Annotated in this window: 21 protein-coding genes; 16 read left to right on the top strand and 5 right to left on the bottom strand. The window is 71.8% G+C overall.

The features are described from left to right. Genes asnB through ACFYW3_RS05240 form a run of 16 tightly spaced genes read left to right on the top strand, consistent with a single transcriptional unit; the run spans position 1 to position 20,649 of the window. Entirely contained in the window at positions 1–1,935 is a 1,935-nt protein-coding gene (gene asnB, locus ACFYW3_RS05315; RefSeq protein WP_389385596.1) for an asparagine synthase (glutamine-hydrolyzing), read from the top strand. A gap of 16 nt (positions 1,936–1,951) precedes the next feature. Continuing rightward, positions 1,952–4,156, top strand: coding sequence for a bi-domain-containing oxidoreductase (locus tag ACFYW3_RS05310; protein WP_389385595.1), 2,205 nt, complete (start codon positions 1,952–1,954; stop codon positions 4,154–4,156). Beyond that, positions 4,153–6,105: an alginate lyase family protein gene (locus ACFYW3_RS05305; RefSeq protein ID WP_389385594.1), complete on the top strand. Its 1,953-nt coding sequence runs from the start codon at positions 4,153–4,155 to the stop codon at positions 6,103–6,105. Before ACFYW3_RS05310 ends, ACFYW3_RS05305 begins: the two co-directional genes overlap by 4 nt. A 9-nt stretch (positions 6,106–6,114) precedes the next feature. Beyond that, positions 6,115–7,641 carry a right-handed parallel beta-helix repeat-containing protein gene (locus ACFYW3_RS05300; protein ID WP_351751729.1) on the top strand — a complete coding sequence of 509 codons (1,527 nt, stop codon included), beginning with the start codon at positions 6,115–6,117 and terminating at the stop codon, positions 7,639–7,641. A gap of 1 nt (position 7,642) precedes the next feature. Then, positions 7,643–8,977 carry an O-antigen ligase domain-containing protein gene (locus ACFYW3_RS05295; RefSeq protein WP_389385593.1) on the top strand — a complete coding sequence of 445 codons (1,335 nt, stop codon included), beginning with the start codon at positions 7,643–7,645 and terminating at the stop codon, positions 8,975–8,977. Positions 8,978–8,979: 2 nt separating this feature from the next. Continuing rightward, positions 8,980–10,245, top strand: coding sequence for a glycosyltransferase (locus ACFYW3_RS05290; RefSeq protein WP_389385592.1), 1,266 nt, complete (start codon positions 8,980–8,982; stop codon positions 10,243–10,245). Next, the gene (locus tag ACFYW3_RS05285; RefSeq protein ID WP_351751723.1) at positions 10,245–11,480 is read left to right on the top strand and encodes a class I SAM-dependent methyltransferase; all 1,236 of its coding nucleotides are present in this window, start codon (positions 10,245–10,247) and stop codon (positions 11,478–11,480) included. Before ACFYW3_RS05290 ends, ACFYW3_RS05285 begins: the two co-directional genes overlap by 1 nt. Beyond that, positions 11,477–12,307, top strand: a complete 831-nt coding sequence (locus ACFYW3_RS05280; RefSeq protein ID WP_351751721.1) for a glucose-1-phosphate cytidylyltransferase — start codon at positions 11,477–11,479, stop codon at positions 12,305–12,307. Before ACFYW3_RS05285 ends, ACFYW3_RS05280 begins: the two co-directional genes overlap by 4 nt. Then, positions 12,304–12,951: a PIG-L deacetylase family protein gene (locus tag ACFYW3_RS05275; protein WP_389385636.1), complete on the top strand. Its 648-nt coding sequence runs from the start codon at positions 12,304–12,306 to the stop codon at positions 12,949–12,951. The genes ACFYW3_RS05280 and ACFYW3_RS05275 overlap by 4 nt, the downstream gene beginning before the upstream one ends. Before the next feature lie 3 nt (positions 12,952–12,954). Next, entirely contained in the window at positions 12,955–13,980 is a 1,026-nt protein-coding gene (locus tag ACFYW3_RS05270) for an SDR family oxidoreductase (protein ID WP_351751720.1), read from the top strand. Then, positions 13,968–15,251 (top strand): DUF4910 domain-containing protein, encoded by a 1,284-nt coding sequence (locus ACFYW3_RS05265; protein ID WP_351751718.1) that lies wholly within the window; start codon positions 13,968–13,970, stop codon positions 15,249–15,251. Before ACFYW3_RS05270 ends, ACFYW3_RS05265 begins: the two co-directional genes overlap by 13 nt. Before the next feature lie 5 nt (positions 15,252–15,256). Beyond that, on the top strand, positions 15,257–16,567 hold the full coding sequence (locus tag ACFYW3_RS05260) for a hypothetical protein (RefSeq protein ID WP_389385591.1): 1,311 nt from the start codon (positions 15,257–15,259) through the stop codon (positions 16,565–16,567). Next, a complete protein-coding gene (locus ACFYW3_RS05255) occupies positions 16,564–17,511 on the top strand; it encodes a glycosyltransferase family 2 protein (RefSeq protein WP_351751716.1) in 948 nt (315 codons plus the stop codon). Before ACFYW3_RS05260 ends, ACFYW3_RS05255 begins: the two co-directional genes overlap by 4 nt. Continuing rightward, entirely contained in the window at positions 17,508–18,740 is a 1,233-nt protein-coding gene (locus tag ACFYW3_RS05250; RefSeq protein ID WP_389385590.1) for a polysaccharide pyruvyl transferase family protein, read from the top strand. The genes ACFYW3_RS05255 and ACFYW3_RS05250 overlap by 4 nt, the downstream gene beginning before the upstream one ends. Beyond that, on the top strand, positions 18,737–19,288 hold the full coding sequence (locus ACFYW3_RS05245; RefSeq protein ID WP_389385589.1) for a dTDP-4-dehydrorhamnose 3,5-epimerase family protein: 552 nt from the start codon (positions 18,737–18,739) through the stop codon (positions 19,286–19,288). The genes ACFYW3_RS05250 and ACFYW3_RS05245 overlap by 4 nt, the downstream gene beginning before the upstream one ends. Before the next feature lie 8 nt (positions 19,289–19,296). Beyond that, a complete protein-coding gene (locus tag ACFYW3_RS05240) occupies positions 19,297–20,649 on the top strand; it encodes a glutamate-1-semialdehyde 2,1-aminomutase (protein ID WP_389385588.1) in 1,353 nt (450 codons plus the stop codon). Positions 20,650–20,661: 12 nt separating this feature from the next. Here the strand turns inward: ACFYW3_RS05240 and ACFYW3_RS05235 are convergent, their stop codons facing one another. The 5 genes from ACFYW3_RS05235 to ACFYW3_RS05215 all read right to left on the bottom strand — a co-directional run bounded on the left by ACFYW3_RS05235 (position 20,662) and on the right by ACFYW3_RS05215 (position 25,066). Continuing rightward, positions 20,662–21,342 (bottom strand): phosphatase PAP2 family protein, encoded by a 681-nt coding sequence (locus ACFYW3_RS05235; protein WP_389385635.1) that lies wholly within the window; start codon positions 21,340–21,342, stop codon positions 20,662–20,664. A 156-nt stretch (positions 21,343–21,498) separates the two neighbouring features. Beyond that, positions 21,499–22,245, bottom strand: coding sequence for an amino acid ABC transporter ATP-binding protein (locus ACFYW3_RS05230; protein ID WP_351751711.1), 747 nt, complete (start codon positions 22,243–22,245; stop codon positions 21,499–21,501). Continuing rightward, on the bottom strand, positions 22,242–23,141 hold the full coding sequence (locus ACFYW3_RS05225; protein WP_389385587.1) for an amino acid ABC transporter permease: 900 nt from the start codon (positions 23,139–23,141) through the stop codon (positions 22,242–22,244). Before ACFYW3_RS05225 ends, ACFYW3_RS05230 begins: the two co-directional genes overlap by 4 nt. Positions 23,142–23,151: 10 nt before the next feature. Further along, positions 23,152–24,021 carry an ABC transporter substrate-binding protein gene (locus tag ACFYW3_RS05220; protein WP_389385586.1) on the bottom strand — a complete coding sequence of 290 codons (870 nt, stop codon included), beginning with the start codon at positions 24,019–24,021 and terminating at the stop codon, positions 23,152–23,154. Positions 24,022–24,229: 208 nt separating this feature from the next. Beyond that, positions 24,230–25,066 carry an SAM hydroxide adenosyltransferase gene (locus ACFYW3_RS05215; protein ID WP_389385585.1) on the bottom strand — a complete coding sequence of 279 codons (837 nt, stop codon included), beginning with the start codon at positions 25,064–25,066 and terminating at the stop codon, positions 24,230–24,232. Positions 25,067–25,080 lie beyond the last annotated feature (14 nt).

Genomic DNA, 25,080 nt, shown 5'->3' with positions numbered 1-25,080 from the left:
ATGTGTGGCATCGCAGGCACGTACCGATGGCCGGACGGGAAGGTGGTGACCGACCGGCTCACCGACACCCTCGCCCATCGCGGTCCGGACGGGGCGGGCCGGTACAGCCACAACGCCGGTGACGGCGAAGTGCACCTCGGGCACCGTCGGCTGGCCATCATCGACCTGTCCGAGACCGGCGCCCAGCCGATGGTCTCGGGCGGCCTCGTCCTGACGTACAACGGCGAGCTGTACAACGCGCCCGAGCTGCGCGCCGAACTGGCGGCCGCCGGGGTGCGCTTCCGCGGCACCTCCGACACCGAGGTGGTGTTGGAGGCCTGGCGGCGTTGGGGCACGGACTGTCTGCCGCGGCTGCGCGGCATGTTCGCGTTCGGGATCTTCGACGAGCGAACCGGTGACCTGGTGCTCGCCCGCGATCAACTGGGCATCAAGCCGCTGTTCCTGCTCCGGCGCGGTGGGGGCCTGGTGTTCGCCTCCGAACTCAAGGCGCTCGCCGCCGCCACCGGCGGGTCGCTGCAGGTGGACCATGCGGCGCTGGTGGCCTCACTGCTGTACTACTGGGTGCCCGACTCGCGCTGCGCGTTCCGCGAGGCGGAGAAGCTGCCGCCGGGGAGCTGGCTCCGGTGCCGGCCCGACGGCAGGGTGGAGCGCGGCCGGTACTGGAACCTCCGGGACGTCGCCGCCGAAGGCCAGGAGCGGGCTCGGAGCGGCGAGCGGCCGGATGTGGCCGCCGTCGTCGAGGAGTCGACCCGGCGCCACCTGCTCTCCGACGTACCCGTGGCGACCTTCCTCTCGGGCGGTCTCGACTCCAGCTATCTGACCGCGCTGGCGGCCCGTGACCGACCCGGGATCTCCGCCTACACGATCGGGTTCCGCGCCGAGGACGCCAAGTTCGAGGCGATGCCGGACGACCTCCACTACGCGCGGCGGGTGGCCGAGCGGTTCGGCGTCGACCTGCACGAGATCGAGATCGCTCCGAACGTGCTCGACCTGCTGCCGCGGATGACGTATCACCTGGACGAGCCGATCGGCGACCCCGCAGCGATCAACACCTTCCTGATCTGCCAGGCCGCCCGGGAGGCCGGGGTCAAGGTGATGCTCTCGGGGATGGGTGCCGACGAGCTGTTCGCCGGCTACCGCAAGCACCTGGCCAACCTGCTCGCGCTGCGCTACCAGCGCGTCCCGCGGCCCCTGCGGCGCGGCCTGTCCGGGGCCGTGGACCGGCTGCCGGTCGCCACGGCCCGTCGGGGGTACCGGTCGGTGCGGTTCGCGAAGCGCTTCCTGTCCTTCGCCGATCTGCCGGAGGAGACCGCGTTCCGGCGGAGCTACACCATGTACGACCAGGACGAGTTACTCGCCCTGATCGATCCGGACCTGGCCGGGACGGTGGAGGACGTCCTGACCGAGCACGCGGACGTCTACCGGGACAACGACCTCGACGACTTCGTGAACCGGATGTGCCTGGGCGACGCGCGGATGTTCCTGCCGGGCCTGAACCTCGCCTACACGGACCGCTCCAGCATGGCCGCGTCGACCGAGGTGCGGGTGCCGTACGTGGACGTCGAGGTGGTCAAGGCGGCGTTCGCCGTGCCCGGCGATCGCAAGATCGTCGGCCGGCAGGGCAAGGCCGTCCTCAAGGAGGCGGCGACCTCGATCCTGCCCCGGGAGATCGTGTACCGGCCCAAGGGCCTGTTCAGCGCCCCGCTGCGCGCCTGGATGAGCCGGGATCTGGCACCGCTGGTGCGCGAGGTGGTGCACGACGGGGTGCTCGTCAATTCCGGGTTCCTGCGCCGTGACGCGCTGGCGCGCATGGTCGCCGAGGACGCCTCCGGGCAGCGGGACTTCTCCAAGCATCTGTGGCACGTGCTGACCCTCGAGTACTGGTACCGCGGCGCGACCTCTGGCTCCGGCCAGGGCCCTGACTTGACGGCTTAGAACAACAGGAGTTCTGGTGAAACAGGTTGTGCAGAACTACAAGAGCGGCGAACTGGCACTGCTCGACGTGCCGGTGCCGGGGTGCAAGCCGGAGGGCGTGCTGGTCAGGACCGCCTACTCGCTGATCTCCACCGGGACCGAGCTCATGAAGGTGTCCGAGGCCGGCATGTCGATGGTGGGCAAGGCCCGCTCGCGTCCGGATCAGGTGGCCAAGGTCATGCAGAGCGTGGCCACCAACGGGGTACCCGCCACCTACCGCAAGGTGATGGGCCAGTTGGACTCGTACACGCCGCTGGGTTATTCGCTGTGCGGGGTGGTCGAGCAGGTCGGCGCCGGGATCGACGACGTCAAGGTCGGCGACCTCGTGGCCTGCGCGGGCAACGAGCACGCGCTGCACGCCGAGCTGAACTGGGTGCCGAAGAACCTCTACACCCCGGTGCCGGACGGTCTCGCGCCCCGGCACGCGGCCTTCGGCACCGTCGGGTCGATCGCGATGCAGGGCGTGCGCCAGGGCGAACCGCAGCTCGGCGAGGTGGCGTTGGTCATCGGTCTCGGGCTGATCGGGCAGCTGGTGGTGCAGCTCCTCGGCGCCTCGGGGGTCCGTGTCATCGGGGTCGACCCGGACCCGGCGCGCTGCGAGCTCGCCGAACGCCTGGGCGCCGCGGCCTGCGGTGATCCCGCGTCCGCGGCCGTGGAAGCCGCCGTCGCCGAGCTGACCGGCGGTCACGGCGTTGACCAGGTGTACCTGGCCGCCGGCGGCGACAGCAACCAGCCCGTCGAGCTGGCCGCGCGGCTCTGCCGGGACCGCGGCCGGGTCGTCGACATCGGCAAGTGCCGTCTGGACCTGCCGTGGAACGCGTACTACGAGAAGGAGCTCGACGTCCGGTTCTCCCGCTCGTACGGCCCCGGGCGCTACGACCCGGCGTACGAGCTCGAGGGGCGGGACTACCCGATCGGCTACGTGCGCTGGACCGAGCGCCGCAACCTGGCGTGCTTCCTCGATCTCCTCGCCCGCGGTCGCGTCGACGTGGAGCCCCTGGTCTCCCACGTCGCCGACTTCGACGACGCCGTCGAGACGTACGGGCGTCTGAAGGACGGCGATCTGAAGGCCGTGGCCGTGCTGTTCCGCTACCCCGAACAGAAGGAGGAGGCGGGCGTGGCGCAGGCCACGGCGGTGAGCGTCCCCGCCGTGCGACGCGGCGGCGGAGCCGCCGGGCCGACCCGTTCCGTCAAGGCGCCGGTGCGGCTGGGTTTCGTCGGCGCGGGCAACTACGCGACGTCGATGCTGCTGCCGCACCTGGCGGGGCGCGAGGGCGTCGAGTTGTCCGCGGTCGTCACCACGACGGCGCTGTCCGCGGCCAACGCCCAGCGGAAGTTCGGCTTCGCCCGGGCGACCACCGATCTCGACGCCGTGCTCGGCGACGGGTCCATCGACGCGGTGGTCATCACCACCCGGCACAGTTCGCACGCCGAACTGACCCGCAGGGCGCTGTCGGCGGGCAAGGCGGTGTTCGTGGAGAAGCCCCTGGCCCTCACCGAGGACGAACTCGCCGGGGTGCTCGCGACGGTGGAGGAGTCCGGCAACGACCGGTTGCAGGTGGGCTTCAACCGCCGGTTCGCACCGCTCCTGCGGGAGGCCAGGAAGCGGTTCGGCGCCCGGACCGGTCCGGCGAGCCTGCGCTACCTGATCAACGCCGGTCGGTTGCAGCACGGTAGCTGGTACCTGCGACAGGGCACCGAGGGAACGCGTTTCGTCGGCGAGGGCGGGCACTTCATCGACACGGCGAGCTGGCTGCTGGGTGCCGATCCGGTCTCGGTGTACGCGGTCGCCACGTCCGGCAACGAGGACCTGCAGGTCGTGCTGCGCTACCCGGACGGGTCGACCGCGACCATCAGCTACGTCACCACCGGCTCGCCCGGCTTCCCCAAGGAGACGCTGGACCTCGTCGCGGACGGCAAGGTGCTGCGGCTCGACGACTTCGTCCGCGCGTCGGTGTATTCGGACGGCCGGGGCGGCCCCAAGCGGTGGGTCAGTTCACGACTGCCCAAGGCCCGGGACAAGGGACAGTCCGCCGAGTTGGCCGCGTTCGTTCGGGCCGTACGGACCGGCGGGCCGATGCCGGTGTCCCTGGAGTCGTTGGTCGCCACCACGACGGCCACCCTCGCCGTGCGGGCCGGCCTGGCCGGTGGGGCGCCGGTCACGTTGACGGGGGCGCGATGACCACGAGCGCGGGCTGGTACCTGCGCCGGCTGTCCCGGATGGGTCCGCGGGAGGTGGGCGGCCGGGTGGGCGACACGGTGCGCAGGCGCCGGTGGCGGTCCGCGCTGCCGGAGCGCCCGGTCGTGGCCGGCGCCCGGTTCACCGCGGTACTGCCCGCCGGGACGCTCGACGCGGTGCCGGCGGACGCCGCGAAGCGTCTCGTGGCCGAGGCGGACCGGCTGATGGCCGGGCACGCCGAGTACTTCGGGGTGGACCGCGACGACCTGGTCGACCCGGACTGGTGCCTCGACCCGAAGACCGGGCGCCGCGCTCCGTGGGGTTACGCCTTCGACGTGCCCTACCGGGACGAGGACGCGGTCGGGGACATCAAGCAGATCTGGGAGCTGTCCCGGCACCAGTACCTCACCGTGCTCGCCGCCGCCTACGCGGTCTCCGGGGACGAGCGGTACGCCGAGCGGGTGGCCGAGCACCTGCGGGCGTGGTGGGCGGCCAACACGCCGCTGCGCGGGGTGCATTGGATCAGCGGCATCGAGTTGGGGATCCGGCTGCTGTCCTGGGTGTGGGTCCGCCGGCTGCTCGACGGCTGGCCGGGAGCGGCCGGGCTCTTCGAGGACAACCCGGTGGCGCTGGACCAGATCTGGCATCACCAGCGTTGGCTGGCCGCCTTCCCCAGCCGGGGGTCCTCGGCGAACAACCACGTCATCGCCGAGGCCGCCGGGCAGTTCGCCGCGGCCTGCGCGTTCGGCTGGTTCCCCTCCTCGGCGCGTTGGCGGGACGAGGCCCTGCGGTCGTTGGACCGGAACCTGCGGGGCAACACCTTCGGCTCCGGCCTCAACCGCGAGTTGGCCACCGAGTACCACGGTCTCGTGCTGGAGCTGGGGCTCGCCGCCGTCGCCGAGGCGGACGCCCGCGGTGTGGCGGTCCCCGCGACGACGCGGCTGGTGCTGCTGCGGATGACCGACGCCCTCGCGGCCGTCGTGGACGGCCGGCTTCGGCCACCGCGCCAGGGGGACGCGGACGACGGGCACGGTCTGGTCGTGGACGGCGCGGGCACCGACCGCTGGGGCTCGCTGCTGGCCACCGGGGACGCCGTGTTCGGCCGGCTCCCCTGGTGGCCGACGGTGACCGGCACCGACGTGCGTACCCCGCTGCTGGCCGCGCTCATCCGCCCGGGCGCGCCGGCCGTGACCCGCCCGGCGAGCAGGCCGGCCCACTTCGCCGACGCGGGAATGACCATCCTGCGCGGTCCGGGGGAGATCTGGTGCCGCTGCGACGGTGGCCCGCACGGGTTCCTGTCCATCGCCGCGCACGCCCACGCGGACGCGCTGTCCGTGGAGGTCCGGCACGACGGGGTCGACGTGCTCGCCGACCCGGGGACGTTCTGCTACCACGGCCAGCCCGAGTGGCGGCGGTACTTCCGGTCGACGCTCGCCCACAACACCCTGGGGTTGGACGGCGGTGACCAGTCCGTCTCCGGAGGCCCGTTCCTGTGGACCCGGCACGCCCGCAGCCGGGTCCTGGTCGCGGACACGTCCGGCGCCTCCGACGGGGGGACGGCCCGCTGGTGCGCCGAGCACGACGGCTACGAGGGCTCCGTGCACCGGCGCCGGGTGGAGCTGTCCGCCGCGAGCCGGGAGCTGCGGGTGGTCGACGAGGTGCGCGGACCGCGCCGGGCCGCGCGGTTGGCGTTCCACCTCGGCCCGGTGATCGCCGCGGACCTGGTGGGGAACCGGGCGGAGCTCACCTGGACCCGGGACGGCGAGGACCGTTCCGCCGTGCTCGACCTGCCCGGGCGGTTGTCCTGGCGGGCGCATCGCGGCGAGACGGACCCGCCGCTGGGCTGGTACTCCGACGGCTTCGGGCGCAAGGAACCCACGACCACGCTGATCGGCACCGGTTTCGTCGACGGCTCGGCGGGGTTCACCACCGTGCTCAGATTCCGCGACTAGGGAGGACGCGTGGTGATCAAGAAGCGGCACTGGACGCTGCCGACGGCAACGCTGGTGCTGCTCCTGCCGGCGACCGGGTGCGTGGGCGCGCCGGGGGCACCGGGCCCGTCGGCGGAGCCGACCGTCGCACCGACCACGTCCGTGGCCCGGGTGTGCGCCACGCCCGCGCCGGGGCCCGCGCAGGCTCCGGCGGGGGCGGTGACCGTCGACCCCTCGGTGGTGGGTGACCTGGCCGCGAAGACCAGGAGCAGCCCTCCGAAGACGACGTTCTGGCTCCTGCCGGGAACGCACACGCTCGAAGCCGACCGTTACGCCCAGGTCCTGCCGAAGGAGGGGGACAGCTACCTCGGGGCGCCGGGCGCGGTGCTCGACGGCAGGAAGACCAACCAGTACGCGTTCGGTGGTGCCGCCGAGAACGTCACCATCCGCCGGTTGACCGTGCAGGGGTTCGTCGCGCCGCAGAACGAGGGTGTGGTCAACCACGACTCGGCCGACGGGTGGGTGATAGAGAACGCGACGATCCAGAACAACTCCGGTGCCGGACTGATGGCCGGTGCCCGCCAGCGGATCCGTGCCAACTGCCTGCGTGACAACGGACAGTACGGAGTGAACGCGTACAAGTCCGGGGGCCCCATCAGCGATCTGGTGGTCGAGGGCAACGAGATCGTGGGCAACAACGTCGACGAGTGGGAGCGCCGGCAGCCGGGCTGCGGCTGTACCGGTGGGATCAAGTTCTGGGCCGTCAACGGCGCGGACGTGCGCGGCAACTGGGTGCACGACAACCGGGGAACCGGAATGTGGGCGGACACCAACAACAATGACTTCCGCATCGAGGAGAACGTGGTCGAGGCCAACGACGGTGCCGCGCTGATCTACGAGACCAGCTACAACGCGGTCATCCGGAAGAACACGATCCGGCGGAACAACTGGGTCGAGGGCCGCAAGAAGGCCGACAGCGGCGACGCCTTCCCGTTCGCGACCGTCTACCTGTCCGAGTCCGGCGGTGAGCCACGGGTCCGGGCCCGCACGGACAAGATCGAGATCCATGACAACGTGCTGGAGGACAACTGGTCCGGGATCACCCTCTGGGAGAACGCCGACCGGTTCTGCAACAGCCCCGCCAACACCTCCTCCGGTGACTGCACGCTGCTGGTGAAGGACACCGACACCTGCGCACAGCCGACCATCACCACCGCGCCGCTCTACGCCGACTGCCGGTGGAAGACACAGCGGGTGGACATCCACGACAACCGCTTCGTGCTGGACACGTCCGTCGTCGGGTGCACGGTGAAGTGCGGCCGCATGGCGGTGCTGGCCAACTACGGCACCTATCCGGACTGGTCGCCGTACAAGGGCGAGCCGGTGGCCGAGGCGATCACCCACGAGCAGGAGAACCGCTGGCACGACAACGTCTACGTCGGACCGTGGAGCTTCGTCGCCCACGACCCGAGCCGGGAGCTCGACTTCGGGCAGTGGCAGGGCGCGCCGTACCGGCAGGACGTGGGCAGCACCTTCCGGTCACAGGCGGGGGGTTGAGATGGGTCGCAACCCGACGCGCGACGGACTGACACACGACAGGCCGGCGCGCGAGGCACTGCCGGGCGGACCGGACACGGCGGCCACACGGCCCGGGGCCGAGCCGCGCCCTCCTGTCGCTCCGCGGTTCGTCGGGATCGCCTGGGGGCTGCTGATCCTCAACACGCTCGGCTCCGCCGGGGCGCAGACCATCATCCCGTTGCCCCGCTCCCTCATCCAGATGGTCACCATGGGCTCGCTGGTCGCCGCGTTCGCGCTGGCGCTCGCCGTCAATCTCCGGCTGCGGATCCGGGCGAGCGCCTTCCTGTTCCTGCTCACGCTGCTGTTGGTGCCGAGCGTGATCTCCAGCGCGCACCTGGAGTCCGGGTTCGGGGCGCTGTTCCGCTGTACTCGGCTGGCTCTCTTCGTGGGTACGTTGTGGCTGCTCAGCCGCTGGTGGGACGGTGGGCACACATTCGTCCGGCACCACATCCGGATGTACTTCGCGGTACTCGCGTCGGTGGCCGCCGGCCTGCTCGTCTCACCGGGCGCGGCGATGCCCGAGGTCTACGGCGGGCGGCTGGTCGGCGCGCTGTGGCCGCTCACCCCGCCGCAGATCGGACAGTACGCCGCGGTGATCATCGGGCTGACCGTGCTGCTCCTCCTGGGCCGCCGGACCGACCGGGGCAACGCCGCGTTGGTCATCGTGCCGGCGCTCGTCCTGCTCGCGCTGACCCATACCCGGACGGCCACGCTCGGCCTGCTGATCGGGCTGGTGCTGGCGATCGGCTCGCTCGTCCTGACCAGCGCCGCCGCCCGCCGGTTCTTCGCCTGGGCGGTGCTGTGCTCCGTCGTGGTCGCGGTGGGGTTCAACTCCGCGTTGCAGGCGTGGTTCCTGCGCGGGCAGAGTCAGGAGAACTTCTCCAACCTCACCGGTCGGGCCAAGGTGTGGGACGCCCTGCTGGCGGCGCCCCGGACGGCCTCGGAGCAGATGTTCGGCGCGGGCCTGGGCGACAAGTCGTTCGGGGGGCTGCCGATCGACAACAGCTGGCTGGCCGTCTACAACGAGCAGGGTCTGACCGGTGTCGCGCTCGTGGGGGCGATCGTGATCGTGCTGGGCGGCGTCGCGCTCCTGCGCCCGCCGTCGCTCCAACGGGCCTGCGCGCTCTTCCTGATCAGCTACTGCGCGATCGCGTCGTACACCGAGGCCGGGCTCGGCGACGCCTCGCCGTACCTGCTGCATCTGACCGTGGCCGCCTCGCTGCTGGCGTCACCCGCCGCGGCCCCTCCCCTGTCGACGCCCGAAGTGTCCCGACGACGCACAGCCCAGCGGGCCCGGAAATCGGAGGTGATCTGAGCATGCACGTCCTCGTGGTGCACAACCGCTACGCCTCGGCGCAGCCGAGCGGTGAGAACAAGGTCGTCGACCAGGAGGTGGGGCTGCTGCGCGAGGCCGGCCACCGGGTAGAGGTGTTCGAGCGGCGCAGCGACGACATCGCCGCCCGGTCCCTGGTGTCCAAGGCCGCGTTGCCGTTCCTCGTGCCGTGGAACCCGACGGTCCGCTCGGAGCTCGCCGCCCGGCTGCGCTGCGAGCGGCCGGACGTGGTGCACGTCCACAACGTCTTCCCGCTCCTGTCGCCCGCGGTGCTGGCCGCCTGCGCCGACGCCGGTGTGCCCGCCGTCGCCACCCTGCACAACTACACCCAGGTCTGCCCGCCCGGCACGCTCCAGCGGGACGGCCGGCCCTGCACCGAGTGCGTCGGGGCGACGCCGCTGCCGGCCGTACGGCACGGCTGCTACCGGGGCTCCCGGCTGGCGACGGTGCCGCTCGCGGTCAGCCTGTCGGTCAACCGGCGGCGGTGGTGGTCCGGTGTGGAACGGTTCTTCTGCATCTCCGGGGCGCAGCGCGACGTGCTGGTGCGGGCCGGCATGCCGGCCGATCGGCTGGCGGTGAAACACAACTTCGTGCCCGAACCGGGCACGGTCAGAACGGGCGACGGCGAGCACCTGCTCTATCTCGGCCGGCTCGCGGAGGCCAAGGGCGTCCGGCTGCTCATGGCCGCCTGGGACGAGATCGCCGCCGGCGGCGGTGTGGGCGTGCCGTTAGTGATCGCCGGCACGGGGCCGCTGGAGCGGGAGGTGACCGCCTGGGCGGCGGGCCGGGACGACGTGCGGTACGTCGGCCTGTACGACGAGGCCCAGTGCCGGCAGGCCGTCGCGCGGTCGGTCGCCGTGGTGGCTCCCTCGACCTGGCTGGAGGCGTTCGGCCTGGTGGTCGTGGAGGCGATGGCGGCGGGGGTCCCGGCCGTCGCCGCCGGTCACGGCGCCTTCGTCGAACTCGTCGAGGACGGGGTGAGCGGTCTGCTCCACCGGCCGGGCGACCCCGCCTCGCTCGCGGACCGCTTGCGCCGGGTCACGGCCGAGCCGGACCGCAACCGGGAGATGGGGCGGGCCGCCCGGCGCCGTTACGAACAGGGGTTCAGCCCGGCCGTCGGGCTGGAGCGCCTGGTGGAGGGGTACCGCACCGCGATCGCGGTGCGGTCCGGTGGCGGGCACGGCGCGCCGCCGGTCGGAAATGGAGGCTCGCCGCGGGAGACCCGCGCGGGCAGGGATGGGGGCAGTTGATGACACGATGCCGACTCTGCGGCTCGGCGACGCTGGCGAGCGTCGTCGACCTGGGGGCGACCCCGCCGTGCGAGAGCTTTCTCGCCGCGGACGAACTGGACCGGCCGGAGCCGACGTACCCGCTGCACCTGCGGGTCTGCACCGACTGCTGGCTGGCGCAGATCCCTCCGCTGATCACGCCGGAGGAGACCTTCACGCAGTACGCGTACTTCTCCTCCTACTCGACCTCCTGGGTGGAGCACGCGCGCACCTTCGTCGCCGACGCCGTGCGGCGCCTCGCCCTGGGCCCCGACGCCTTCGTGGTCGAGGTCGCGAGCAACGACGGGTACCTGCTGCGGCACATGGTGGACCGGGGGGTCCGCTGCCTCGGCATCGAGCCGTCGGTGAACGTCGGCGCCGCGGCGCGGGAGGCGGGTGTGCCCACGCTCACGGAGTTCCTGGACCCGGCCACCGGTTCGGCCGTCCGCGCCGAGCACGGTCCGGCGGACCTGGTCGTGGCCAACAACGTGTACGCGCACATCCCCGACGTGGTCGGGTTCACCCGGGGGTTGCGCGCCCTGGTCGCCGACGACGGCTGGGTCTCCATCGAGGTGCAGCACCTGCTGACCCTGATCGAGGAGAACCAGTACGACACGATCTACCACGAGCACTTCCAGTACTACACGGTCGCGTCCGCGATCCGGGCGTTGGCGAGCGGCGGACTCTCCCTCGTGGACGTCGAGTTGCTGCCCACGCACGGCGGTTCGATCCGGCTGTGGGCACGGCCGAGCGAGGCGGCCGGCGAGCCGAGCCGGCGCGTGGCCGACGTGCTGGACCGGGAGAAGGCCGCCGGGTTGCAGGACCTGTCCGGGTACACCGAGTTCTCCGATCGAGTGGCCAAGGTCCGCCGGGACCTCCTGCGGTTCCTCATCGAGGCGGCCGAGCGCGGCGAGAGCGTCGTCGGGTACGGCGCCCCGGGCAAGGGCAACACGCTGCTCAATCACTGCGGCATCCGCCCCGACCTGCTTCGGTACACGGTCGACCGCAACCCGTACAAGCACGGCAGGTTCACCCCGGGCACCCGCGTCCCGATCCTGTCACCCGAGCAGATCGCCATCGACCAACCGGACTACGTGCTCGTCCTCCCGTGGAACCTGCGGGACGAGCTGATCGAGCAACTGTCCTTCGTGCACGCCTGGGGCGGCCGACTGGTCTTCCCCATCCCGGAACTGAGCATCGTGGAGGTCACACCGTGAAGGTCGTCCTGTTCTGCGGTGGTTACGGGCTGCGCATGCGCAGCGGAACCTCCGACGACGTGCCCAAGCCGATGGCGATGGTCGGCCCTCGGCCGCTGATCTGGCACGTCATGCGCTACTACGCGCACTTCGGGCACACGGAGTTCATCCTGTGCCTGGGGTACGGGGCGCACCACATCAAGGACTTCTTCCTCAACTACGAGGAGACGACGTCCAACGACTTCGTGCTGCGGGGCGGACGGACCGAGCTGTTGTCCACCGACATCGCCTCCTGGACGATCACGTTCGTGCAGACGGGCATCGAGTCCCCGATCGGGGAGCGGCTGCGCCGGGTGCGGCAACACCTGGACGGCGACGAGATGTTCCTCGCCAACTACGCCGACGTGCTCACCGATGCCCCGCTGCCGGAGATGATCGACTCCTTCTCGCGGCGCGACGCCGGCGCGTCGATGATGGTGGTGCCGCCCCAGTCCTCGTTCCACTGTGTGGAGCTCGGCGAGAACGGCCTGGTGGGGGGCATCACCGCGGTGAGCGACATGCCGCTGTGGGAGAACGGCGGTTACTTCGTGCTCCGACAGGAGGTCTTCGACCACATACCGGAGAACGGGGACCTGGTCGCCGACGGATGCGCCCAACTCGCCAAGCAGGGACGGCTGGTGGCGCACCGGCACCGCGGTTTCTGGAAGCCCACCGACACCGTGAAGGAGCGGGCCGCACTCGACGCCGCCTACGCCGTCGGCGACCGTCCGTGGGCCGTGTGGGAACGGAACGGCGCGGGGGCGGACGCGACCGCCGGCAAGGGCGGCGCCGGGGCGTGGATCTCGTGATCCGGCTCGGGACCGGGCGCCTGGACCGGATCGTCGCGGTGGGCGCGCACTGCGACGACGTCGCCATCGGCGCCGGCGGCACGCTGCTGACGTTGTGCCTCGCGCGGCCCGGCATCCGCGTCGACGTACTGGTGCTCTGCGGTGGGGGCGGGGAGCGGGAGCAGGAGGAGCAGGCCGCGCTCGCCGCGTTCTGCCCGGGCGCCGACCTGCGGCTGACCGTGCTCAAGCTGCCGGACGGCCGGCTGCCCGCGCACTGGGACGAGGCCAAGGCCGCGGTCGAGGAGCTGCGCGGGCAGACCGATCCGGATCTGGTGCTCGCGCCGCGCACCGAGGACGCGCACCAGGATCACCGCGGGCTGGCGAAGCTGATGACCACCGCGTTCCGCGACCATCTCGTGCTCGGCTACGAGATCGTCAAGTGGGACGGCGATCTCGGCAGGCCGACGGCGTACCAGCCGCTGTCGCCGGAGATCGCCGAACAGAAGGTGCGGCTGTTGCAGGAGCACTACCCCTCACAGCAGCACCGGCCCTGGTACGACCGGGAGGCCTTCCTCGGGCTGGCCCGGATCCGGGGCATCGAATGCAACGCGCGCTACGCCGAGGCGTTCGCCGTCACCAAACTCACTCTCGACCTGGGGGAATGAACCTTGCGCGTACTGCTGACCGGACACCAGGGCTATCTGGGCACCGTGATGGCCCCGGTCCTCGCCGCCGCCGGGCACGAGGTCGTCGGGCTTGACGCCGGCCTGTTCGCCGACTGCGTTCTCGGCCCGATGCCCGCCGACCCGCCGGGGCCTCGGGTGGACCTGCGCGACATCACGGCCGACCACGTGGCCGGGGTGGACGCCGTGATCCATCTGGCCGCGCTGTCCAACGACCCGCTGGGATCGCTGGCGCCGGAGCTCACCTACGACATCAACCACCACGCCTCCGTGCGGCTGGCCGAACTGGCCCGCGACGCCGGAGTGCGGCGCTTCCTGTACGCGTCGACCTGCTCCGTCTACGGCGCGGCCGGCGGAGACGACCTGGTGACCGAGGACGCCCCGCTGCGCCCGGTGACGCCGTACGCGGAGTCCAAGGTGCGGGTGGAGGACGACCTGCACGCGCTGTCCGACGGCGACTTCAGCCCGGTGTTCATGCGTAACGCCACCGCGTTCGGCTACTCGCCCCGGCTGCGCGCCGACATCGTGCTGAACAACCTGGTGGGTCACGCGCTGCTGTCCGGTGAGGTGTTGGTGCTCTCCGACGGCACTCCCTGGCGCCCGCTGGTGCACGCCGCCGACATCGCGCGGGCCTTCGCCGCCGCGCTGACCGCGCCGCGCGAGGCGGTGCACGACCGGGCGTTCAACATCGGCAGCGAGACCAACAACGTCACGGTCGCCGAGATCGCCGAGCAGGTCGCCGAGGCGGTGGACGGCTCGAAGGTGGTGATCACCGGGGAGACCGGTGCCGATCCGCGGTCGTACCGGGTGGACTTCTCCCGGTTCCGCGCCGCCGTGCCCGGCTTCGACTGCGAGTGGACGGTGAAGCGGGGCGCGCTCGAACTCGCCGACGCCTACCGGCAACACGGCCTGACCCGGAAGGACTTCGAGCAGCGTTTCACCCGGCTGGCCGTGCTGCGCGCGGCGTCCGAGTCCGGCGCCGTCGACGACACCCTGCGGTGGCGCCGATGACCGCGGTGGGCGCGCGGATGCACGAGCTGGTGGAGCGGTTGTATCCGCTGTGCCGGAGCATCACCGGCGACGGTGTGCGCGCCACCTTGGAGATCGTCGGCGAGTACATCCCGTTGCAGGTGCACGAGGTGCCGACCGGGACCCAGGTGCTCGACTGGACGGTGCCGCAGGAGTGGAACATCCGGGACGCGTACATCGCCGACGCGGCCGGCAACCGGGTCGTCGACTTCGCCGCGTCCAACCTGCACGTGCTCGGCTACAGCGTGCCGGTGTCGGCGACGATGCCGCTGTCCGAGCTGCGTGAACACCTGCACACCCTGCCGGAGCAACCGAGCCGGGTGCCGTACCGCACCAGCTACTACACACCGGAGTGGGGGTTCTGCCTGGCCCAGGAGACCTTGGACGCACTGCCGGACGGCGACTACGAGGTCCGCGTCGACTCCACGCTCGCGGACGGACACCTCACCTACGCGGAGCACGTGGTCCCCGGGCAGGTCGCCGACGAGGTGATCGTCTCCTGCCACGTGTGCCACCCGTCGTTGGCCAACGACAACCTGGCCGGCATCGCGGTGGCGACGTTCCTGGCGCGGGCGCTGGCGGAGCGGACCCCCTACTACACCTACCGGTTCCTCTTCGCACCCGGCACCATCGGCGCCATCACCTGGCTGGCCCGCAACGCGGAGCGGGTGGAACGCGTCAAGCACGGGCTGGTGCTGGCCTGCGCCGGCGACTCCGGCCGGCTGACGTACAAGCAGAGCAGGCGCGGCGACGCGGAGATCGACCGGGTGATGCGGCATGTGCTGGGCGCCTCCGAACGCCCGCACCACGTGGCCGAGTTCACTCCGTACGGCTACGACGAGCGGCAGTTCTGCTCGCCGGGGTTCGATCTCGGCGTGGGCTCGCTCAGCCGGACCCCGTACGCGGGCTACCCCGAGTACCACACCTCGGCGGACAACCCGGACTTCGTCTCCCCGGAGGCGATGGCGGACACGCTCGCCGTCTGCCGGGAGGCGTTCGCCGTGCTCGACCGCAACCGGCGGTACGTCAACCTCAGCCCCTACGGCGAGCCGCAACTGGGACGGCGCGGGTTGTACGCGTCGCTCGGCGGCCGCAGCGACGCGAAGCAGGCCCAGATGGCCATGCTCTGGGTGCTCAGCCTCTCCGACGGCGAGCACGGTCTGCTGGACGTCTGCGAGCGGTCCGGGTTGCCGTTCGACACCGTCGCCGCCGCGGCCGACGCCCTGTGCGGCGCCGGACTGATCAAGGCGTGACACCGATGACCACCGAGGGGGAGAAGACGGCGACACCGGCGGTCCGGGCCGAGGAGGGCCGGCGGTCCGCCGCGCGGGCCGTCCTCGGCCGGCTGTCCTGGGGGCTGGCCGATCAGGCGGCCTCCAGCATGACCAACTTCGCGGTGGGCATCTACGTGGCACGCTCGCTGGGGCTTGCCGCGTTCGGCGTGTTCAGCCTGGCCTGGCTGACCTACGGCGTGGTGCTCAACGTCGCGCGCGGGCTGGCCACCGACCCGCTCGTGGTGCGCTTCAGCGGTGCGCCGGAAGCCTCGTCGCGGGTGGCGGCGGCCCGCTCGTCGGGGGCCGCGCTCGGCGTCGGCATCGTCCTCGGCGCGGCGTGTCTGCTGGTCGGGCTCGGCCTCGGCGGCAGTGTGGGGCCCGCGTTCGCCTGCCTCGGCGTCGTGCTGCCGGCGCTGCTGCTGCAGGACGCCTGGCGGTTCGCGTTCTTCGCCGCCGGCACCGGCCACAAGGCCTTCGCCAACGACCTCGTGTGGGGCATCGCCCTCGTCCCGGCCATGGTCATCGCCGCCCGCGTGGGCAGCGTGGCCGCTTTCGTTCTCGCCTGGGGCGCGTCCGCCGCGGTGGCCGCGGGGTACGGCTGCTTCCAGTCCGGCATGCTGCCCCGGTTGTCCCGGGCTCGCGAGTGGCTTCGCGAGCAGCGCGATCTCGGCTACCGGTACTTGGTCGAGAACGTCACCCTCAGCGGCGCGAGCCAACTGCGGGCGTACGGGCTCGGTGCGATCGTCGGGGTCGGCGCCGTGGGTGCGGTCCGGGGCGCGGAGCTGCTGCTCGGCCCGTTCCTCGCCCTGCTGATGGGGCTGTCGCTCGTCACCGTCGCCGAGGCGGCGCGGGTGCTGCGGCAGGCCCCGCACCGGCTGGGCCCGTTCTGCCTCGCGCTGGGCGGCGGGCAGGCCGCCGCCGCGCTGCTCTGGGGCGGGGCGCTGCTGCTGGTCCCGGACCGGCTCGGCGAGTTCGTGCTCGGCGGCGTCTGGCATTCCGCCTCGCAACTCATCCTGCCGGCCACGCTCGGCGTCGCGGGCGCCGGCCTCGGCAGCGGCGCGGCGGCCGGGCTGCGCGCGCTCGCCGCGGCGCGGCGCAGCCTGCGCTGCCAACTGTTCGCCTCCGCCTGCTACGTCGGCGGCGGGCTCGGCGGGGCCGCCGTGGCCGGCACGGTCGGCTCGGCCTGGGGCGTCGCCGGCGCGACCGTCTGCGGTTCGGCCGTGTGGTGGCTGCACCTGCGGTCCGCCCTGCGCGAGCGCCACCACGACCACATCCCCGAAGTGAGGACATCATGACCGCCCAACCCCGGCTGAGCATCGGCCTGCCCGTCTACAACGGCGAGGAGTACCTGGAGCAGTCGCTCGACGCCCTGCTCGGCCAGACCTACGAGGACTTCGAGCTGGTCATCTCCGACAACGCCTCGACCGACGGGACCCGGGACATCTGCCGCCGTTACGCCGCGCGGGACTCACGGATCCGCTACCTCGGGCTGCCCCGGAACATCGGAGCGGCGCCGAACCACAACCACGTGTTCACCGAGTGCCGCGGCGAACTGTTCAAGTGGGCCTCGCACGACGACCTGTACGCCCGGGACCTGCTGCGGCGCTGTGTGGAGGCGCTGGACGAGAGGCCGGACGTGATCCTCGCGCACAGCGGCCAGGCGGTCATCGACGGCGACGGCAAGGTGACGGTCCCGTACGAGTACGGGCTCGCCACCGACTCCCCCCACGCGCCGGAGCGCTTCCGCAGCCTGCTGTTCGAACCCGGTGGCGACGACTTCTACGGGGTGATGCGGGCGGACGTGCTGCGCCGGGTGAAGCCGCACGACAGCTACCACCACGCGGACCGCACGTTCGTCGCCGAGATCACCCTGCACGGGCCCTTCCACCAGGTGCCGGAGCTGCTGTACTTCCGTCGCGACCATCCCACCCGCGCCGAGCGGGCGAACCCTTCCAAGCGCTCCCGGTGCGTCAATCTGGACCCGCGCCGGGCGGGCCCGCTGCACCCGACGCCCCGGCTGCTCGCCGAGTACGTGTGGGGCTTCGCCTCGGCGATCCGGCGGGCGCCGTTGTCACCGTCCGACCGGCGCGCGTGCCGGCGCCACCTGGCCGCGTGGATGACCAGCCGGTTCCGGCCGGGCGCCGGCGAGCGGGTCGAGGACCGCGCCCCGGTCGACGCGTCCCTCCTCGACGTCTCCGTCGACGCCCTCGTCGCCGGCCGTGAGGGGAGGCGGGCATGACCCCCCGAGACGGAACCCGGACGCGTGTCGGGGTGTTCGGCCTGCTCGGCTCCGGCAATCTCGGCAACGACGGGTCGCTCGAAGCCGTCCTCGGGTACCTCCGCGCCGAGCACCCGGGGGCGGTCGTGGACGCGCTGTGCGGCGGACCCGAGGTCGTCACGGCCCGGTACGGCATCCCCGCGACGCGACTGCACTGGTACCGCGGGGAGTACCGGACCGCGTCGCGGGCGGGCGCGATCGCGGGCAAGGGTCTGGGCAAGATCGTCGACGTCTTCCGCACCGCCGGCTGGGTGCGCCGGCACGACGTGGTGATCGTGCCGGGCATGGGCGTCCTGGAGGCCACGCTGCCGCTGCGTCCGTGGGGCTTCCCGTACTCGCTGTTCCTGCTCTGCGCGTCCGGCAGGCTGTTCGGCACCCGGGTCGCGCTGGTCGGCGTCGGGGCCGCCGCGATCGGCAACCGCCCGACCCGCACCCTCGTGCGCTGGTCGGCGCGGCTGGCCGGCTACCGGTCGTACCGGGACGCCCTGTCCCGCGACGCGATGCGGGCGATGGGCGTGGACACCACGCACGACGAGGTCTACCCGGACCTGGCGTTCGCCCTGCCGACGCCGCGGGCCGGCGCTCCCTCGGACCCGCCGGGCCCGGTCGCCGTCGGTGTCATGGCCTTCCACGGTGGCGACGACGACCGCGCCCGCGCCGAGGAGATCCACCGGCGCTACCTCGACGGGACGATCCGTTTCGTCCGCGCGCTGGTCGAGGACGGCAGGCCGGTCCGGCTGCTCACCGGCGACGCGTGCGACGCGCCGGTGGTCGCCGCGATCCTCGACGCGGTGGACTCGCCGCTGGTCACCGCTGCCGAGGCGGCCTCGCTGGCCGACCTGATGGAGGAGACGGCCGCTGCCGACACCGTGGTGGCGACCCGCTACCACAACCTGATCTGCGCGCTGAAGGTCGGCACCCCGACGCTCGCGCTGAGCTACGCGGCGAAGAGCGACGCGCTCATGGCGCGGATGGGGCTGGAGGCGTACTGCCACCCGGCTCGCGAGGTCGACGCCGACCGCCTGCTCGAACAGTTCCGGGAGCTGGAGAAACGGTCGGCGGAGCTGCGCCGGGTCCTCACCGAGCGCAACGCGGTCGCCGTCCGGCAACTCGACCGGCAGTTCACCGCCCTGACCGCGGCCGTCTTCCCGGCGGCCGTCCACACCCACGCCCTGCGGGAGACCCCATGAAGGCGACCGAAGTCCCGACGATCGCGGGCGCGTACCTGTTCGAACCGACGCCGTACGCCGACGAGCGCGGTTTCTTCTGCCGGACCTTCGACGCCGGCCTGGTCCGCTCGGTGGGCCTCGACCCGAACGCCTTCATCCAGGACAGCGTGTCCCGCTCGGTCCGGGGCGTTCTGCGCGGCCTGCACCTGCGCTCCGGCGCGGGCGAGGCCAAGCTGGTGCGGTGCTCGTACGGGAAGATCTTCGACGTCGTCGTGGACCTGCGGCCCGACTCGCCGACCTACCGCGGCCGGGCCTTCTTCGAGCTGTCCGGCGAGACCCAGGCGACCCTGTACATCCCGGCCGGGTGCGCGCACGGTTTCCAGGCGTTGACCGAGACCGCCGACACCTCGTACCGGATCGACCGCGCGCACGATCCGGCCGAGGACGTGACGATCGCCTTCGACGACCCGGAGCTCGCCATCCCCTGGCCGCTGCCGGTCGTATCCATGTCCCGGCGGGACCGGGAGGCGCCGAGCCTCGCCGAGGTCCTCAAGCACCAGGAAGGTTGAGGTTCGGCGTGCACACCGAAGACACCGAAGACGCCCAAGAGACCGACGACTTCCGGCTGCCCCGCTCGCGGCTGGCCAACGAGCGGCTGCACGCCCTGATCCCGGGAGGCGCGCACACCTACGCCAAGGGCGACGACCAGTACCCCGAGAACCTGGCCCCGGTCATCAGTCACGGCCGCGGTGCCCACGTGTGGGACGTGGACGGCAACCGCTACATCGAGTACGGCTCGGGCCTACGGTCGGTCAGCCTGGGCCACGCCCACCCCCGCGTGGTCGAGGCGGTACGGCGGGAACTCGACCGCGGCAGCAACTTCGTCCGGCCGTCCATCGTCGAGGTCGAGGCCGCGGAACGATTCCTGGCCACGGTGCCTACCGCCGAGATGGTGAAGTTCGCGAAGAACGGCTCCGATGCCACCACCGCCGCGGTCCGTCTGGCCCGCGCCGTCACCGGGCGCCCCAGGGTCGCCGTCTGCGGCGACCATCCGTTCTTCTCCGTCGACGACTGGTTCATCGGCACCACTCCGATGTCCGCCGGCATTCCGGCGACGACCACCGAACTCACCGTGGCCTTCCCCTACGGGGACCTGGCCGCCACGCGGGAGCTGCTCACCCGGTACCAGGACGAGATCGCCTGCCTGATCCTGGAACCCGCCGGCCACACCGAGCCGCCGCCCGGGTACCTCGCCGGCCTGCGCGAGCTGGCCGACCGGCACGGCTGCGTACTGATCTTCGACGAGATGATCACCGGCTTCCGCTGGTCCGAGGCGGGCGCCCAGGGCCTGTACGGCGTCGTCCCCGACCTCTCCACGTTCGGCAAGGCACTGGGCAACGGATTCGCCGTCTCGGCGCTGGCCGGGCGCCGCGACCTGATGGAGCGGGGCGGGCTGCGTCACTCCGGCGACCGGGTGTTCCTGCTGTCCACCACGCACGGTGCGGAAACGCACTCGCTGGCCGCGGCGATGGCCGTGCAGACCACCTATGCCGAGGAAGGCGTCACCGCACGGCTGCACGACCTCGGCGAGCGGCTGGCCGCCGGTGTACGCGAGGCCGCGGCGGCCATGGGCGTCGGCGACCACGTCGTCGTCAAGGGCCGTGCCAGCAATCTGGTCTTCGCCACCCTCGACAAGGACCTGCGGCCGTCGCAGCGGTACCGCACCCTGTTCCTGCGCCGGCTCCTCGCGGGCGGGGTGCTGGCCCCGTCGTTCGTGGTGAGCAGCGCGCTCGACGACGCCGACATCGATCACACCGTCGACGTGGTGGCCCAGGCGTGTGCGGTGTACCGGAAGGCGCTGGACGCCGCCGACCCGAACCCTTGGTTGGCCGAGCGTCCGGTGAAGCCCGTGTTCCGCCGCCTGGCGTGACATGACGTGAGGTCAGTGGGACTGGTGCCGACCGGTGTTGTCCGGCCGGTCGGCCATCCGGTCAGCCGTCCGGTCGACCAGCCACGCGGTCGCCGGTACCAGCGCCAGCGCGGTGCACCAGCCACCGAGGACGTCGGTCGGGTAGTGCGCGCCCAGGGCGACCTGCGCCCAGCCCATGGTGGCCCCGGCGACCAGCGCCGCGGCGAGCGCGAGGAGCGTGCCGGCCGTCCGGCCGAGACCGAGGCGACCGGTCGCGAGCAGCGCCCCCACGAGGGCGAGGGCGGTGAGGAAGGCGGTGTGCCCGCTCGGGTAGGACAGGTACCCGCCATTGATGGTGCGCCCCACCAGGTGCTTGAGCAGCGTCGTCGTCCCCACCGTCACGCCGACACCGGCGACGACGAGCACCGCAGCACGCGGACTGCGGAGCAGCAGGCAGCCCCCGACCACGGCCGTGACCACCACCGCCGCTCCGGCGGGCTCCCCCAGGAAGTCCGTGGCCAGAGCGACGTGCCTCCACGGCGATCGCACTCCGTACACCGCCGAGTGGACCCACGCGTCCACCGTGCCGGGCTCGCTGTGACCGGCGTACAGGAACCCGAGCAGGGCGACCACCAGCGCGGCGAGGACCGCGATCAGCCCGATCCACGCGCGGAGCGACGGGGGCAGCACCGCGGGCGCCGGCCGGCCGGGCACACGCCCACCGCGCGGGTCCGTTCCGGCCAGACGATCCAACACGGCCCCTCCGTCATGTCCGACCGACCATCAGGCCGATCAACCGCCCTGCCGACGGCGGCTCCTGTCCTACGACTCCTCCACACCCTAGTGCTGTGACCGGAAAGGTTCACCAAGTCACAGCGAGCGGTCGAGTACCCGGGTGAGGAAGCGTTGTGTGGCCTGCTCCCGCGGGGCGGTGAGGACTTGCTCCGCGGTGCCCTGTTCCACGATCACGCCGTCCTCCAGGAAGCAGACCTGGTCCGCGACCTGTCGGGCGAAGCCCATCTCGTGCGTGGCCATGAGGATGGTCAGGCCGCGCTGCTTGAGGTCCGCGACCACGTCCAGCACCTCGCCCACCAGTTCGGGGTCGAGGGCCGAGGTGATCTCGTCGAAGAGGAGCAGCTCCGGCTCGGTGGCCAGTGCCCGGGCGATGGCGGCGCGCTGTTGCTGTCCGCCGGACAGCCGGTCGGGGTGTTCGTGCGCCTTGTCCGCGAGTCCGAGTCGGGCCAGCAGTTCGCGGGCCGACTCCTCGGCCCGCTTGCGCGGGACGCCGTGGACCCGGCGCGGCGCGAGCGTGATGTTGTCCAGCACGCTCAGGTGCGGGAACAGGTTGTAGGCCTGGAAGACGATGCCGATCCGCCTGCGGGCGACGTCGGGATCCAGGCGGGGGTCGGTCAGTTCGCTCTCGCCCAGGTGGATGGTGCCGTCGTCGACGACGTCCAGCAGGTCCACGCAGCGCAGCAGGGTGGACTTGCCCGAACCCGAGCCGCCGATGAGGCAGACGACCTGGTGCTCGGCGACGTCCAGGTCGATCGAGCGCAGGACGAGACGCGACCCGTACTGCTTGCGCACGCCGCGGATCCGCAGCAGCGGCCCGCTCATCGGCCCGCCTCCGCCCAGGTTCGCTGCGCCGCACGGCGCTGGAGCCGATCGGCGAAGCGGGTCAACGGAATGGTCACCGCGATGAACAAGACAGCCGCTCCCAGGTACGGGGTGTAGTTGAAGTCGTAGTCCGCCTTGATCTGCGCGGCCCGCAGCGCCTCCAACGGACCGAGGACGGCGACCAGCGCGGTGTCCTTCTGCAGTGCGATGAAGTCGTTGAGCAGGGGCGGGAGCACGTTGCGCACCGCCTGTGGCAGCACCACGTGTCGCAGGGTCTGTCGTTCGCCCAGCCCCAGGGCGCGCGCGGCGTTGCGTTGCGCGGGGTGGACGGAGTTCAGTCCGGCGCGCAGCACTTCGCCGACGTAGGCGCTGTAGGAGAGGACCAGGGCGATCACTCCGAGCACCCAGGGCTCCGAGGGGGTGCCCTGCAGCCTCAGGGCCGGCAGCCCGAACCCGACGAGGAAGACCAGGAGCAGGGTCGGCACGCCGCGAAAGACGTCCACGTAGACGGTCGCGGCCAGCCTCAGCGGTGCCAGTCCGGGTGCGCGGGTCACCCGTACCAGGGCGATCAGCAGGCCGAGGACCAGGATCAGCACTTCGGCGATCAGGAACATCTGGATGTTGAGCCAGAAGGCCCGCAGGAGTTCGGGGAACGCGTCCCGGAACTCGGCGCCGTCCAGGAACAGGCTGTGCACGCGCTCCCAGCCCGGCGAGGTGACCGCTGCCGCCGCCATCGCCGCCAGGCAGAGCAGGGTGCACAGGGCGGCGATCCAGGTGTGGCGTCGTTTGCGGGAGCGGCGGTACCGCTCCCGCTCCTGCTCGCGTTCGCTGGGTCGGTGAGTGTCGTTGGGCGGTGTGGCCGGCTGTTTCCGGGCGGCCGTCTTCACGAGGTCCACGGTCGGCCCGCTACGGCTTCAGCTCGGGGACGTTCGCCGAAGCGGACAGCCATTGCGAGGTGAGTTTGGCGAGTGTGCCGTCGGCCTTGAGGGCACTCAGGGCCTGGTTGACACAGGGGGTGTAGCCGCTGCCCTTGGGCAGGACCAGGCCGAACTCCTCGGGGGTTCCGCCCGCGTAGCCGAACTGTCCGATGATCTTGGCGTTGTCCAGCTCCGAGCCGGCGAGGTAGAACACGGTCGGCAGGTCGGTGACGATCGCGTCGATCTGACCGTTCTTCAGCGCGTTGACCTCGTCGTTGGTGGTGTTGAACACGCTCGGTCGGCGCGCGGGCTTGAGCTGGTCCAGTACCGCCTGGTAGCTGGTGGTGGCGACCTGGACGCCGATCCTGGCGTCCTTCAGTTCACCCAGCGAAGTGGCCTTCGCGAAACCGGAGTCGTTCAGCGTCAGGATGGCCTGGTCGGCCGTGTAGTAGCTGCCGGAGAAATCCACCGCCTTCGCGCGCTGCGGGGTGATGGAGATCTGGTTGATGTCGAAGTCGAAGTTCTTCGCCCCGGGGGCGTAGGAATGGGCGAACGGTTCGACGACCCACTTCACCTGGTCCCGAGCGAATCCGAGCTTCCCGGCCACCGCGTAGGCCACGGCGCTTTCGAAACCCTTCCCGTTGGCCGGGGTGTTGCTGTCGAACCAGGGCGCGTAGGCCGGGGAATCGGTCGCGACGGTCAACTGCCCGCTCTTGTGGAGGCCGGCGCTGGCGGTGGTGCAGGTGGGGCCGGCGGATCCGGCCACGCCGGCAGGACTCTCCGGCTGGGGTGCGCAGGCGGAGGCCGCCAGCAGGACAACGACGGCGGAAGCCGCAAAGGTGATGCGGGTGCGGAACATGGAGGGTCCTTCGAAAGGGTCCGGAAAAGAGGTACGGGAACGGGCGGAAGCCGTGCGCTCAGCGACACAGATCAGCGGCGCAGCGCACGTTGTCGACGTGGCGGCGGCGTACCAGCGGGATGGTTCCGGACATGCGTTTCAGCATTCCGGGTGGTGGAGCGCGGTGTCAATCTCGTCAGACACCGTCGGGGAACGCGCTGATCACATGTCAGCCGGCGAGACGGAATACCTGATCACCCTGGCGCAGACCGAACAGTTCGGCCGCCGATCCGCCGCGAACGACCAGCTCCGCGAAGCCGATCCCGGAACTTCCGACGGTGATTCCGGGTTCGCCGAGCGGGACGTCGGGCAGCCGGTCGTAACATCGCACCCTGACCCCGCGGCCGTCGCGCCGGCTGTGGACGGTCAGCCCGTCCGTACCGTCGTAGCCCGGCAGTTCGAGGGCGGGACGGTCCAACTTGCAGTTGCCGAAGTTGTCCACGACGGCGACCCGCACCGCCTGCTCGGCGGGCGCACGCACGGCCAGGGGCTGCGCGGGAACGGGACGGCCGTCCGCCAGCCAGCGGGCCAGCAGCGGCACGTACCAGAGGCTGCGGAACTGGGTCCGTACGATCTCCTCGACCTCGGTGTCCGCCAGCTCGGCCCAATCGGCGGCAGCGGCCTCCAGCACCTCACGGACGTCGGTCACCTGGACCTCCTCCAGGCCCAGGTAGGTCGCCAGCGGGGCGAGGACGCGGTGGTTCACCGTGCTGATGACAAGGTGCTGCCCGTGGCGGAAGTAGCAGAACGGCACGCCGTTGGGCCAGTGCCCGTCCCGCGGGGCGATGTTGACCATGACGACCACCGGCCGGGTCGGCCCGCCGGTCAGGTCCGTGGAACGCAGAAGATCGAGCAGGGTGAGGGCGGCGGCGCCCTCCGGGTCCGGTCCGCCGAGCGGCAGGACCGTCGGTGTGACGCCGAAGAGGGTGGCGATCCGGGCGGACTGACGGGCCAGCGCGTTGGGATCGGCGCAGTCGGTGAGGGCGACGACTGGCAAGTGGGACATGGCGGGTACTTCGC

Origin of the sequence: Streptomyces sp. NPDC002602, assembly GCF_042889445.1 — a bacterium.
Lineage (GTDB): Bacteria > Actinomycetota > Actinomycetes > Streptomycetales > Streptomycetaceae > Streptomyces.
Note: the sequence above shows the minus strand (reverse complement) of the source record. Positions and strands in the feature narration are given on the sequence as shown.